General features: G+C 71.8%; 8 protein-coding genes and 1 tRNA gene. 4 read left to right on the top strand and 5 right to left on the bottom strand.

The window, feature by feature from the left end; genetic code table 11:
- Positions 1-54 precede the first annotated feature (54 nt).
- The gene (gene fusA / locus ACLIN4_RS29740; RefSeq protein ID WP_307651820.1) at positions 55-2,100 is read right to left on the bottom strand and encodes an elongation factor G; all 2,046 of its coding nucleotides are present in this window, start codon (positions 2,098-2,100) and stop codon (positions 55-57) included.
- A 427-nt stretch (positions 2,101-2,527) separates the two neighbouring features.
- A tRNA-Leu gene (locus tag ACLIN4_RS29735) sits at positions 2,528-2,612 on the bottom strand.
- A gap of 141 nt (positions 2,613-2,753) precedes the next feature.
- Here ACLIN4_RS29735 and ACLIN4_RS29730 point away from each other — a divergent pair.
- Positions 2,754-4,112 carry a DUF2254 domain-containing protein gene (locus tag ACLIN4_RS29730; RefSeq protein ID WP_290012251.1) on the top strand — a complete coding sequence of 453 codons (1,359 nt, stop codon included), beginning with the start codon at positions 2,754-2,756 and terminating at the stop codon, positions 4,110-4,112.
- Positions 4,113-4,148: 36 nt separating this feature from the next.
- Here ACLIN4_RS29730 and ACLIN4_RS29725 read toward each other — a convergent pair whose 3' ends face one another.
- The 3 genes from ACLIN4_RS29725 to sucC are packed head-to-tail and all read right to left on the bottom strand — an operon-like array spanning position 4,149 to position 7,773.
- A complete protein-coding gene (locus ACLIN4_RS29725; RefSeq protein WP_290012250.1) occupies positions 4,149-5,729 on the bottom strand; it encodes an aldehyde dehydrogenase family protein in 1,581 nt (526 codons plus the stop codon).
- A complete protein-coding gene (sucD, locus tag ACLIN4_RS29720) occupies positions 5,726-6,628 on the bottom strand; it encodes a succinate--CoA ligase subunit alpha (protein WP_107479098.1) in 903 nt (300 codons plus the stop codon). The genes ACLIN4_RS29725 and sucD overlap by 4 nt, the downstream gene beginning before the upstream one ends.
- 14 nt (positions 6,629-6,642) lie before the next feature.
- Positions 6,643-7,773: an ADP-forming succinate--CoA ligase subunit beta gene (gene sucC, locus ACLIN4_RS29715; RefSeq protein ID WP_381911392.1), complete on the bottom strand. Its 1,131-nt coding sequence runs from the start codon at positions 7,771-7,773 to the stop codon at positions 6,643-6,645.
- Positions 7,774-7,915: 142 nt separating this feature from the next.
- Here sucC and ACLIN4_RS29710 point away from each other — a divergent pair, with 142 nt between their 5' ends.
- Genes ACLIN4_RS29710 through ACLIN4_RS29700 form a run of 3 tightly spaced genes read left to right on the top strand, consistent with a single transcriptional unit; the run spans position 7,916 to position 12,991 of the window.
- Entirely contained in the window at positions 7,916-9,598 is a 1,683-nt protein-coding gene (locus ACLIN4_RS29710) for a thiamine pyrophosphate-binding protein (protein WP_100049095.1), read from the top strand.
- A gap of 11 nt (positions 9,599-9,609) precedes the next feature.
- Entirely contained in the window at positions 9,610-10,842 is a 1,233-nt protein-coding gene (gene frc, locus ACLIN4_RS29705) for a formyl-CoA transferase (RefSeq protein ID WP_382019471.1), read from the top strand.
- 4 nt (positions 10,843-10,846) lie between these two features.
- Entirely contained in the window at positions 10,847-12,991 is a 2,145-nt protein-coding gene (locus ACLIN4_RS29700; RefSeq protein WP_411576416.1) for an acetate--CoA ligase family protein, read from the top strand.
- The last annotated feature ends 60 nt before the right edge of the window (positions 12,992-13,051 follow it).

Here is a 13,051-nt window from a genome sequence, read left to right as displayed (position 1 = left end):
GAGCGGACCCGGGGGCTGCCCCCGCCCGGGATCAGGCGGAGACAGCCCCGTGCCCTACCGCGCCGGCACCGCGGACGGCGCCGGGGCGTAGCCGGTCGGGCGGGCCGTGAACGTGCCGCGGCCCTGGGTGCGGCTGCGCAGCCGGGTCGCGTAGCCGAACAGTTCGGCCAGCGGCACGGTGGCCGTGACGACCGCCGCACCGCCCCGCGTGTCGGAACCGGTGACCCGGCCGCGGCGGGCGGCGAGGTCCCCCAGCACGCCGCCGACCGCGTCCTCGGGCACGGTGACCGTGACCTCGACGACCGGTTCCAGCAGGACCATCTCCGAGACGCGCAGGGCGTCGCGGAGACCGAACCGGCCGGCGGTGCGGAAGGCCGTGTCCGAGGAGTCCTTCACATGGGTCTGGCCGTCGGTGAGCGTGACCCGGAGGCCGGTCACCGGATGCCCGCCGAGGGGGCCCTCGGCCAGGGCGTCCCTGCAGCCCACCTCGACGGCCCGCACGAACTCCTGGGGCACGCGCCCGCCGACCACCGTGGAACGGAACTCGAAACCGCCTTCCGCCAACGGCTCCACGTCGAGGACGACATGCGCGAACTGCCCGGACCCACCGTCCTGCTTGACGTGCCGGTACACGAAGCCGGTCACGCCCTCGCCGACCGTCTCGCGGTAGGCCACGCCCGGTCGCCCGACGGTGACCTCGAGGCCGTGCTCACGGCGTACCCGCTCCACCGCGACCTCCAGGTGCAGTTCACCCATGCCCGACAGGACGGTCTGCCCGGTCTCCGGGTCGGTCCGGACGGCCAGCGAGGGGTCCTCCTCGGTCAGCCGTGCCAGCGCCGAGGCCAGCCGGTCCGTGTCGGTGGCGCGCCGGGCCTCCACCGCGACGTGCACGACCGGCTCGGCGACGCCCGGAGGCTCCAGGACGAGCGGGGCGCCGGGCGCGCACAGGGTGGAACCGGCGCGGGCGGTCTTCAGCCCGACCACCGCGACGATGTCCCCGGCCACCGCGCGTTCCAGCGGGTCGTGGCGGTCGGCCCGTACCCGCAGGAGGCGGCCGACGCGCTCGGTGCGTCCGGTGCCCGTGTCCCGCACGGTGTCTCCCTTCTCGATCGTGCCCGAGTACACCCGCAGGTACGTCAGCCGTCCTGTCGGGGTGGCGTTCACCTTGAACGCCAGTGCCGCCATCGGCGCCGCCGGGTCGGCGGGCCGTTCCTGCTCCGTGCCGTCGTGTGTGCCGCGTACCGCCGGTACGTCCAGCGGCGAGGGCAGGTACGCCACCACGGCGTCCAGCAGCGGTTCGACACCGCGGTTGCGGTAGGCCGAGCCGCACAGCACCACCACGCCGTCGCCGGCGCGGGTCAGGTCGCGCAGGGCGCCGGCGAGGGTGGCCGCGCTGAGCGTCTCCCGGTCGCAGAACTCCTCCAGCGCGGCCGGGTGCCGTTCCGCCACCGCCTCCTCCAGCAGTCGCCGCCTGCGGGCCGCCTCCTCCCGAAGGGCGTCGGGCACCGGGCCCTCCTCGGCGGTCTCCTCGCCGTCCGTCCACACCAGGGCGCGCATGCGCAGCAGGTCGACGACGCCGGTGAAGGCGTCCTCGGCACCGATCGGCAGTTGCACGACCAGGGGCACCGGGTGCAGGCGCTCCCGGATCGAGTCGACCGCGGTGTCGAGGTCGGCGCCGGCGCGGTCCATCTTGTTGACGAACGCGATCCTCGGCACCCCGTGCCGGTCGGCCTGCCGCCACACGGACTCGCTCTGCGGCTCCACGCCCGCGACGGCGTCGAACACGGCGACCGCGCCGTCCAGCACGCGCAGGGAGCGCTCGACCTCGTCGGCGAAGTCGACGTGCCCCGGGGTGTCGATCAGGTTGATCCGGTGGCCGTCCCAGGAGCAGCTGACGGCCGCGGCGAAGATGGTGATGCCGCGGTCGCGCTCCTGCGGGTCGAAGTCCGTGACGGTCGTGCCGTCGTGGACCTCGCCGCGCTTGTGGGTGGTGCCGGTGGTGTAGAGGATCCGCTCGGTGACGGTGGTCTTGCCGGCGTCGACGTGGGCGAGGATGCCCAGGTTGCGGACGGCGGTGAGGGGGTTTGTGTCGGTGCGCACGGCCCGTGGCCTTTCGCTGGTGTGTGAGCAGGGCGGCGCGATTCCCGGGAGGAGGAGGACGGAACGAGACGAGGGCTCGCCGCACGGCGGCGGGAGCGGTCTCTCGATGTTCGTTGCTCGGTGCTCGTTGCTCGTCAGCTGCTCGTCGCGGGCTTCCGGTGCCGGCCGCGCTGCGGACACCGGACCGCCGGAGACACGAGGATCACCTCGTACCGGGACGGGGGAACGACGGCAGCGGTGCGGATGCGCACGGCCCGGCTCCCCTCACTCGATCTCGATGTCGTGGTGAGTGTAGGGAAGCCGGGAGGGGTTCCGCAGCGCATTTTCGGCACCCCGCACGGGGCTCGACACACCGCCGCGTACCGCCGCACAACGCGAGATGCCGACCGGGATCTCTCCCGGTCGGCATCTCGCTCGACCTGCTCTGTGTCCGAGGGGGGACTTGAACCCCCACGCCCGATAAAGGGCACTAGCACCTCAAGCTAGCGCGTCTGCCATTCCGCCACCCGGACTAGGTGTCTGCCGCCTGCGCGGGCTTTCCCTCGCGGCGACATGGACAACCATACCAAGGTTTCGCAGTGCCTTTCACCTGCGTTTCCTTCCCCTGAGCGCCGGTCCGGGGCCGACGGCCCCATTGCGCCTAAGGTCGCACCATGAGTGACTGGACGGTTACCCGGAGCCCGCTTCCGCGTCGTCGGCCGCGCGCGTTGTCGCCGCTCAGGGAGCATCTGCGGGACACGTTCTGGTTCGCGCCCACCGCGGCCATGGTGGGCGTCTTCGTGGTGTGGCTGGTGGCCCAGGAGCTCGACGCCGCTCTCGTCCGGTCGTTGCAGGACGACGGTGACTACGGGACGGTCGCCGAGCTGCTGCGGTTCGCGGACGACGCGAAGACGGTGGTGTCCGCGGTCGGCTCGGCGATGATGACGTTCATCGGTGTGGTGTTCAGCATCTCGCTGGTGGCCGTGCAGATGGCGAGCGGGCAGTTCACCCCGCGGGTGGTGCGGCTCTTCGTGCGCAGCCGGATCACGAAGGCGACCTTCGCCGTCTTCCTCGCCACCTTCGTGCTGACGCTGCTCGTCCTGACCAGCTACGACAGCACCCCCGATCCCCGGGTCACGACCTCCGTCCCGCTGGTGCAGTCGGTGCTCACGCTCGTCATGGTCGCACTGAGCCTGCTGTTGTTCGTGATGTACGTGAACGGGACGCTGCGTCTGATGCGGGTCAGTCATGTGATCGCCCGGATCGCCGCGGAGTCCTTCCGGGCGGCGGCGCTGATGCCGGCCCCGGCGGACGCCGAGGGGGTGCCGGCCCCGGCGGACGGCGGGCGGGTGCCGGGTCTCGGGCCGGTGACCGCGTGGGTCGCCCACGACGCGCAGGCGGGTGTGCTGCGGGACGTGCACATCGCACGCTTGGTGCGGGTGGCCCGCAAGCACGGGGTGGTGCTGCGGCTGGTCCCCCGCATCGGTGACTTCCTGGTGCCCGGGACTCCGGTCCTGGCGGTGCACGGCGGGCAGGCGCCACCGCGCCGGGTGCTGCGGTACGCCCTGAGCGTGGGGGTGGAGCGCACCTTCCACCAGGACCTCGGGCTCGGACTGCGCCAGCTGTCGGACATCGCGCTGCGAGCCCTGTCCAGCGCGGTCAACGACCCCACGACCGCCGTCCAGGCCCTGGACCGGATCGTGCAGATCCTGGCCGCCCTCTCCCGCCGGCCGCTGGACGCCGCCGTGCACCGGGACCGGCGCGGTGCCGTCCGGCTGGTGCAGCCCGTGCCGGGCTGGACGGAGCTGGTGGACCTCGGTTTCGCCGAGGTGCGGGCCTGCGCCGTGGGGTCTCCGCAGGTCACGCGGCGGATGCTGGCCGGTCTCGACGACCTGTTGCTGCTCGCCCCGCCGGAGCGGCGCGAACCGCTGCGGCGCCACCGCGAGCTGCTGCAGCAGGCCGTCGAGCGGGTCGCGCCGACGCCGGCGGACCGGGCCTTCGCCCTGTCACCGGACCGGCAGGGCATCGGCTGACCGGCGGACGTCCCTCGCGGAAGGGCGAGGTGGCCGTCACGGCATGAGGTGGTGGTCCGGGAAGTTCCCGGGCAGCCGCTCCCCGGCCGGTCCCTTGGTGACGGCGCGCACCAGCAGCTCGCCGCCGACGAAGGCGCCGCGCCAGGAGGCCCCGTGCCCGCCGAACAGTTCGTCGCGGTCGCCGCGGGAGCGGGGCACGCCGTGACCGACCTTGAACGCGCGGATCTGCGGCGCCAGCCTGTCGTACGTCGCCCGGTCGTCCGTGGAGAGCGTGGCGACCAGCGCGCCGTTGGAGGCGTTCATCGCGGCGAGCAGCTCGGCCTCGGTGTCGACGAGGACGACGGTGTCGACCGGGCCGAACGGTTCGGCGTGGTGCAGCGGTGAGGACCGGGGCGGGTTCAGGAGGGTGACCGGCTGGACGTAGGCGGAGGTGTCCTGGCCGGGCAGGAACCGTGCGTCGGACGCGCTGCCGCGGTGCAGGGGTACGGCGCCGCGGTCGACGGCCTCGGCGACCTGGTCCCGCAGCTCCTTGGCCTTGGCCGCGTTGATCACCGGTCCGAAGTCCAGCTCCGGGTACGGGTCGTCCGGCGCGGCGACGGCGAGCGGGTGGCCGACGCGCAGTGTGCGGACCGCCGGGAGGTAGGCCGCGAGGAAGGCGTCGAACAGCTGCCGCTGGACGACGAAGCGCGGGTAGGCGGTACAGCGTTGCTTGCCGTAGTCGAAGAGCTTGGGGACGACCGCGGTGAGCGTGTCCCAGTCCGTGAAGTTCCAGATGCCCCAGGTGTTGAGTCCTTCCTGTTCGAGGATGTGCCGTTTGCCGAGGTCGGCGACGGCCGTGGCGACGGCGGCACCGGTGTCCCGGCCGCCGACGAAGGAGACGCAGCCGATCTCGGGCGCCCGGACCAGCGCCTGGGACAGCTCGCCTCCACTGCCGCTGACGAGGGTGACGGGGATGCCCTCGCGGGCGGCGAGTGCGCAGGCCAGGGTGAGGCAGGCGACACCGCCGTCGGTCGGGGTCTTGGCGATGACCGCGTTGCCCGCCAGGGCCTGTACCAGCAATGCGTGAACGAGCACGCTCATCGGGTAGTTCCAGCTCGCGATGTTCGAGACCGGGCCGTCCAGCGGGGCCCGCCCGTCGAGCATGGTGTCGATGCCGTCGGCGTACCAGCGCACGCCGTCCACCGCCCGGTCGACGTCGGCCTGAGCGAGCCGCCAGGGCTTGCCGATCTCCCGGACGAGCAGCAGCGCGAGGAGTTCGCGGTGGTGGGCGAGGGTGTCGAGGGCGGCGGCGACGCGGGCGCGGCGTTCGGGCAGGGGGACGTGGCGCCAGGCGCGGTGCTGGTCGAGCGCGGCGCGTACGGCTTTGTGGGCCGTGGCCCGGTCCAGCCGGGGCGGGCCGGCGATCGGCGTGCCGTCGACGGGGCTGGTGGCGGGGAGGACCCGGCCGTCGGCCTGCCACCTGGCGTCCCAGAGGTTGAGGACGCGGTCGTCCCGGAACGCCTCGGGGGCGGCGGTGACGCAGCGCTGCCAGGCGTCGGCCCAGGAAGTGCCGGACTTGAGGGTGAGGGCGGCGGGGCCCTCGGCGTCGGTCGTCGTGCCGGTGCGTCGTGTCGTCATGCGCGGACTCCGTCCCCGTCCTCGCCGCCGAGTACGGCGAGGACGTGCCGTGCCGTCTCGGTCGGGGTGGAGCCGACGCGTACGCCGGCCGCCTCCAGCGCCTCCTTCTTGGCCCGGGCCGTCCCCGAGGATCCGGAGACGATGGCGCCGGCGTGTCCCATGGTCCGCCCCTCGGGTGCGGTGAATCCGGCGACGTAGCCGACGACCGGCTTGGTGACGTGGTCGCGGATGTAGGCCGCGGCGCGTTCCTCGGCGTCGCCGCCGATCTCGCCGATGAGGACGATCAGTTCGGTGTCGGGGTCGTCCTGGAAGGCGGCGAGGCAGTCGGTGTGGGTGGTGCCCGTGACCGGGTCGCCGCCGATGCCGACGCAGGTGGTGAAGCCGGTGTCGCGCAGTTCGTGCATGAGCTGGTAGGTGAGCGTGCCCGACTTGGAGACCAGGCCGATGGGGCCGGGTTTGGTGATGTCGGGCGGGATGATCCCGGCGTTGGACTGGCCGGGGCTGATCAGGCCGGGGCAGTTGGGGCCGATGACCCGGGTGCCCCTGGTCCTGGCGTACGCGGTGAAGGCGACGGAGTCGTGGACGGGGATGCCCTCGGTGATGACGACGGCGAGGCCGATGCCGGCGTCGGCGGCCTCGACGACCGCGGTCTTCGCGAAGGCGGGAGGGACGAAGACCACGGTGACGTCCGCGCCGGTGTGCTCCATCCCTTCGTGCACCGAGCCGAACACGGGTACGGCCCGTTCGTCGAAGTTCACGGTGCGGCCGGCCTTGCGCGGGTTGACGCCGCCGACCACGTCGGTGCCGGCGGCCAGCATGCGTCGGGTGTGCCTCATGCCCTCGGCTCCGGTCATGCCCTGGACGAGGACCCTGCTCTCCTTGGTGAGATAGATCGCCATGTCGGTTCGTCTCCTCACGCCGCGGTGGCGAGTCGGGCGGCACGGCGGGCGGCGCCGTCCATGGTGGTGGCCTGTTCGACCAGCGGATGCGCGTGGGCATCGAGGACGGCCCGGCCGCGCGCGGCGTTGTTGCCGTCGAGGCGCACGACGATCGGTTTGGTCGGCCGGACCTCCTCCAGGGCCCGGACGATGCCGTCGGCGACCGCGTCGCAGGCGGTGATGCCGCCGAAGACGTTGACCAGGACGGACTTCACGGCCGGGTCGGAGAGGACGACCGCCAGCCCGTCTGCCATGACGCGTGCGGAGGCGCCGCCGCCGATGTCGAGGAAGTTCGCGGGGCGGGCGCCGCAGCCGGCGACCACGTCGAGCGTCGACATGACCAGTCCGGCGCCGTTGCCGACGACGCCGACCTCGCCGTCGAGCTTGACGTAGTTGAGGCCCTTGGCCGCGGCCCGCGCCTCCAGCGGGTCAGCGGAGGCCGCCCGTTCGTCTCCCCAGCGCGCCTGGCGGAAGAGGGCGTTGTCGTCGAGGGTGACTTTGCCGTCGAGTGCCACCGTCCTCCCGTCGGCCGTCCGGACCAGCGGGTTCACCTCCACGAGCAGGGCGTCCTCGCGGACCAGTACCTGCCACAGCCGTACGAGGGTGTCGACGGTCTGCGGGGGCAGGCCGGCGGCGTCCGCGATCCGTACCGCCGTGGCCGTGTTCACCCCCACGGCCGGGTCGACGGGGATACGGGCCACGGCCTCGGGCCGCTCGGCCGCGACTTCCTCGATCTCCATGCCGCCCTCGGCACTGGCGATGGCGACGAATCGGCCGGCGGCGCGGTCCAGGACGTAGGAGACGTAGAACTCGCGCTCGATGTCGACCGGTTCGGCGAGCATGACCGTGCCGACCGCGTGGCCCTTGATGTCCATGCCGAGAATGCGCCGGGCGGCTTCCTCGGCGGCGGCCGGGTCGGCGGCGAGCCGCACTCCGCCCGCCCTGCCCCGCCCGCCGGTCTTCACCTGCGCCTTGACCACGGCGCGTCCGCCGAGTGCGCGGGCGATCTCGCGGGCGCGTTCGGGCGAGGCGGTGACCTCGGCCCTCGGCACCGGTATGCCGTGTTTCTCGAAGAGTTCCCTTGCCTGGTGTTCGTACAGGTCCATTCCGGCTCCTGACTGAAAGTGCCGCACGCCCCCTGGACACCGCCCACCGGATGCGGGATAACAAGCTTCATACAGTATTCGTCGACTGTATGCAATCTACCGCGAGACGCCCCAACCCCTCGTGAAGGGACAGGACTTCGCCATGCCCGACGACACCCAGGACGTCATCTCCGGCGGTCACCTCGTCGCCAAGGCACTCAAGGCCGAGGGGGTCGACCGCATCTACACCCTGTGCGGCGGCCACATCATCGACATCTACGACGGTTGCGTCGACGAGGGCATCGAGGTCGTCGACGTACGCCACGAGCAGGTCGCCGCGCACGCCGCCGACGGTTACGCCCGTATCACCGGCAAGCCCGGCTGCGCGGTGGTCACCGCGGGACCGGGTACGACCGACGCCGTCACCGGTGTCGCCAACGCCTTCCGCGCCGAGTCCCCGATGCTGCTGATCGGCGGTCAGGGCGCCCACACCCAGCACAAGATGGGGTCACTCCAGGACCTGCCGCACGTCGACATGATGACGCCGATCACCAAGTTCGCGGCGACCGTGCCGGACACCGCGCGGGCCGCGGACATGGTGTCGATGGCGTTCCGCGAGTGCTACCACGGCGCGCCCGGCCCCTCCTTCCTGGAGATCCCGCGCGACGTGCTGGACGCCAAGGTGGCGACGGACAAGGCGCGGGTGCCGAAGGCAGGGGCCTACCGTGCCTCGACCCGCTCCGGCGGCGACCCCGAGGCCGTCGAGCGACTGGCCGACCTGCTGGTGCACGCCGAGAAGCCGGCCGTCCTGCTCGGCAGCCAGGTGTGGACGACGCGCGCGACGGAGGCCGCCGTCGAGCTGGTCCGCACGCTCAACATCCCGGCGTACATGAACGGCGCAGGACGCGGCACCCTGCCGCCCGGCGACCCGCACCACTTCCAGCTGTCGCGCCGGTACGCCTTCTCCAACGCCGACGTCATCGTCATCGTCGGTACGCCCTTCGACTTCCGCATGGGCTACGGCAAGCGGCTCTCCCCCGACGCGACCGTCGTGCAGATCGACCTCGACTACCGCACCGTCGGCAAGAACCGCGACATCGACCTCGGCATCGTCGGCGACGCCGGCCTCGTACTGAAGTCGGTGACCGATGCGGCCTCCGGACGGGTCAACGGAGGCGCGTCGAAGCGCAAGGAGTGGCTGGACGAGCTGCGCGCGGCCGAGCAGACGGCGCTGGACAAGCGGCTGCCGCAGCTGAGGTCGGACGCCTGCCCCATCCACCCGTACCGGCTGGTCAGCGAGATCAACGACTTCCTCACCGAGGACTCCGTCTACATCGGCGACGGCGGCGACATCGTCACCTTCTCCGGGCAGGTCGTGCAGCCCAAGGCCCCGGGCCACTGGATGGACCCGGGTCCGCTCGGCACGCTCGGGGTCGGTGTCCCCTTCGTGCTCGCGGCCAAGCAGGCCCGGCCCGACAAGGAGGTCGTCGCGCTCTTCGGAGACGGCGCCTTCTCCCTCACCGGCTGGGACTTCGAGACCCTCGTCCGCTACGACCTCCCCTTCGTCGGCATCGTCGGCAACAACTCCTCCATGAACCAGATCCGCTACGGCCAGGCCGCGAAGTACGGCAAGGAGCGCGAGCGGGTCGGCAACACCCTCGGTGACGTGCCCTACGACCAGTTCGCACGGATGCTGGGCGGTCACGGCGAGGAGGTCCGCGACCCCGCCGACATCGGGCCTGCCCTGCGGCGCGCCCGCGAGTCCGGCAAGCCGTCCCTGGTCAACGTCTGGGTCGACCCGGACGCGTACGCCCCCGGAACCATGAACCAGACGATGTACAAGTGAGGTGATCGCCCATGACAGCCAAGGCTCTTGAGGGCATCCGCGTCCTGGACATGACGCACGTGCAGTCCGGTCCCTCGGCGACCCAGCTGCTCGCCTGGCTCGGCGCTGACGTCGTCAAGCTGGAGGCGCCGAGCGGTGACATCACGCGGGGGCAGTTGCGCGACCTGCCGGACGTCGACTCCCTCTACTTCACGATGCTCAACTGCAACAAGCGGAGCATCACCCTCAACACCAAGACCGAGCGGGGCAAGGAGATCCTCACCGAGCTGATCCGGCGCTCGGACGTCATGGTCGAGAACTTCGGGCCGGGCGCGGTCGACCGGATGGGGTTCACCTGGGACCGCATCAAGGAGATCAATCCACGGATCGTCTACGCCTCCGTCAAGGGGTTCGGCGAGGGCCCGTACACCAACTTCAAGGCGTACGAGGTCGTCGCGCAGGCCATGGGCGGATCGATGTCCACCACCGGTTTCGAGGACGGGCCGCCGCTGGCGACGGGGGCCCAGATCGGGGACTCGGGCACGGGCGTCCACGTCGTGGCGGGCATCCTCGCCGCGCTGTACCAGCGGGAGCGCACCGGACGCGGTCAGCGGGTGAACGTGGCCATGCAGCACGCGGTGCTCAACCTCTGCCGGGTGAAGCTGCGCGACCAGCAGCGCCTGACCCATGGTCCACTCGCCGAATATCCCAACGAGGACTTCGGCGACGAGGTTCCCAGGTCCGGCAACGCGTCCGGCGGCGGGCAGCCCGGCTGGGCGGTCAAGTGCGCGCCGGGCGGCCCGAACGACTACGTGTACGTGATCGTCCAGCCGGTCGGCTGGCAGCCGCTGAGCGAGCTGATCGGCCGGCCCGAGCTGGCCGACGACCCCGAGTGGGCGACGCCCCGGGCGCGACTGCCGAAGCTGAACAAGATGTTCCAGCTGATCGAGGAGTGGTCGTCCACCCTTCCCAAGTGGGAGGTGCTGGAGCGGCTCAACGCCCACAACATCCCGTGCGGGCCGATCCTGTCCACCAAGGAGATCATCGAGGACCGTTCGCTGGCGGCCAACGAGATGATCGTCACCGTGCCGCACCCCGAGCGGGGCGAGTTCGTGACGGTCGGCAGTCCACTCAAGCTCTCCGACTCGCCGGTGGAGGTCACCAGTTCCCCGCTGCTCGGCCAGCACAACGAAGAGGTCTACGTCGGCGAGCTGGGCCTCGGCGACGAGGAGCTGCGCCTGCTCAAGTCGAACGGGGTGATCTGAGGTGATGGCCGAGGACCGCGCGCAACGGGTGCGCCGGCTGCTGGACTCCGTGCGGGCCGACGGGCGCACCGCCCTGACCGCTCCCGAGGGCAAGATCCTCGCCGACGCCTACGGGATCGCCGTGCCCGGCGAGGAGCTGGCGCGGGACGTGGACGAGGCGGTGGCCTGCGCGGCACGCCTCGGCGGACCGGTTGTGATGAAGATCGTGTCGCCGGACATCCTGCACAAGACCGACGTCGGCGGCGTGGTCGTCGGGGTGGAGGGCGCGGCGGACGTGCGGGCCGCGTTCTGCCGGATCGTCGACAACGCGCGCGCGTACGACGCCTCGGCGCGCATCGAGGGCGTGCAGGTGCAGGAGCTGGTGCCCGAGGGGCAGGAGGTCATCGTCGGCGCGGTCACCGATCCGACGTTCGGGAAGGTGGTGGCGTTCGGGCTGGGCGGAGTTCTGGTCGAGGTGCTCAAGGACGTCACCTTCCGCCTCGCGCCCGTGGCCGTCGACGAAGCGCTGTCCATGCTGGACTCGATCCGGGCCGCGGAGGTGCTGCGCGGGGTACGCGGGCGGGCCGGCGTGGACCGGTGGGCCCTGGCCGAGCAGATCCGGCGGGTCTCCGAACTCGTCGCGGACTTCCCCGAGATCGCCGAGGTGGACCTCAACCCGGTGATCGCCACACCCGAGGGGGCGGTCGCGGCCGACATCCGGGTGATCCTGGCCACCGGCACCCCCAGGGAGCGCCGTCGGTACACGCGCGAGGAGATCCTCACCTCGATGCGCCGCCTGATGCAGCCCTCGTCGGTCGCCGTGATCGGCGCGTCGGGCGAGCCGGGGAAGATCGGCAACTCGGTGATGCGCAACCTCGTCGACGGCGGCTTCGCGGGCGAGATCCACCCGGTGAACCCCAAGGCCGATGACATCTTGGGCCGCAAGGCGTACAAGAGTGTCACCGACGTTCCCGGTGAGGTGGATGTGGCGGTCTTCGCGATCCCCGCGCGGTTCGTGGCGGCGGCACTGGAAGAGGTGGGGCGCAAGAAGATACCCAACGCCGTGCTGATCCCCTCCGGGTTCGCGGAGACCGGCGAACACGCCCTCCAGGAGGAGATCGTGGCGGTCGCCGAGCGGTACGGCATCCGGCTGCTGGGACCGAACATCTACGGCTACTACTCCACCTGGCAGGACCTGTGCGCCACGTTCTGCACGCCGTACGACGTGAAGGGCGGCGTCGCGCTGACCTCGCAGTCGGGCGGCATCGGAATGGCGATCCTGGGCTTCGCACGGACCACGAAGACCGGCGTGTCGGCGATCGTCGGCCTCGGCAACAAGTCGGACCTGGACGAGGACGACCTGCTGACCTGGTTCGCCGAGGACCCGCACACCGAGTGCGTGGCGATGCACCTGGAGGACCTCAAGGACGGGCGCGCCTTCGTGGAGGCCGCGCGGGCGACCGTGCCGAGGAAACCGGTCGTGGTGCTCAAGGCGGGGCGTACGGCGGCGGGCGCGAAGGCCGCGGGCTCGCACACCGGGGCGCTCGCCGGGGACGACGCCGTCTACGACGACATCCTCAGGCAGGCCGGCGTCATCCGGGCGCCCGGGCTCAACGAGATGCTGGAGTACGCGCGCGCGTTGCCGGTGCTGCCCGTCCCGAAGGGCGACAACGTGGTGATCATCACCGGTGCCGGCGGCAGCGGGGTGCTGCTCTCCGACGCGGTGACGGACAACGGGCTGTCGCTGATGGAGATACCGCCGGACCTGGACGCGGCGTTCCGCGCGTTCATCCCGCCGTTCGGCGCGGCGGGCAACCCGGTCGACATCACCGGGGGCGAGCCGCCGTCGACGTACGAGGCGACGATCCGGCTCGGTCTGGAGGATCCGCGCATCCACGCGCTGGTCCTCGGCTACTGGCACACCATCGTCACGCCTCCCATGGTGTTCGCCGAGCTCACCGCGCGCGTGGTGGCCGAGTTCCGCGCGCGCGGGATCGAGAAGCCCGTGGTGGCCTCCCTCGCGGGTGACGTGGAGGTGGAGGAGGCGTGCCAGTACCTCTTCGAGCGCGGGGTCGTGGCGTACCCGTACACGACCGAGAAGCCGGTGGCCGTGCTGGGTGCGAAGTACCGGTGGGCGCGGGCCGCGGGCTTGTTGGGGGGCGGTTCATGAGCTGAGGGAGCACGGGACCGGCTGACGGTGCGCGTCGGCCGGTCCCAGGACCCGCGCGCG

This window comes from Streptomyces mutabilis (assembly GCF_046628145.1).
Taxonomy (GTDB): Bacteria; Actinomycetota; Actinomycetes; order Streptomycetales; family Streptomycetaceae; genus Streptomyces; species Streptomyces mutabilis.
This window is presented reverse-complemented; position numbering and strand designations above follow the sequence as displayed.

Bases quoted from the DNA above. Each gene is read 5' to 3' on its own strand.
- ACLIN4_RS29730 (WP_290012251.1), top strand. From the start codon at position 2,754: ATGAGTGACTGGACGGTTACCCGGAGCCCGCTTCCGCGTCGTCGGCCG.
- ACLIN4_RS29725 (WP_290012250.1), bottom strand. From the start codon at position 5,729: ATGACGACACGACGCACCGGCACGACGACCGACGCCGAGGGCCCCGCC.
- sucD (WP_107479098.1), bottom strand. From the start codon at position 6,628: ATGGCGATCTATCTCACCAAGGAGAGCAGGGTCCTCGTCCAGGGCATG.
- sucC (WP_381911392.1), bottom strand. From the start codon at position 7,773: ATGGACCTGTACGAACACCAGGCAAGGGAACTCTTCGAGAAACACGGC.
- ACLIN4_RS29710 (WP_100049095.1), top strand. From the start codon at position 7,916: ATGCCCGACGACACCCAGGACGTCATCTCCGGCGGTCACCTCGTCGCC.
- frc (WP_382019471.1), top strand. From the start codon at position 9,610: ATGACAGCCAAGGCTCTTGAGGGCATCCGCGTCCTGGACATGACGCAC.
- ACLIN4_RS29700 (WP_411576416.1), top strand. From the start codon at position 10,847: ATGGCCGAGGACCGCGCGCAACGGGTGCGCCGGCTGCTGGACTCCGTG.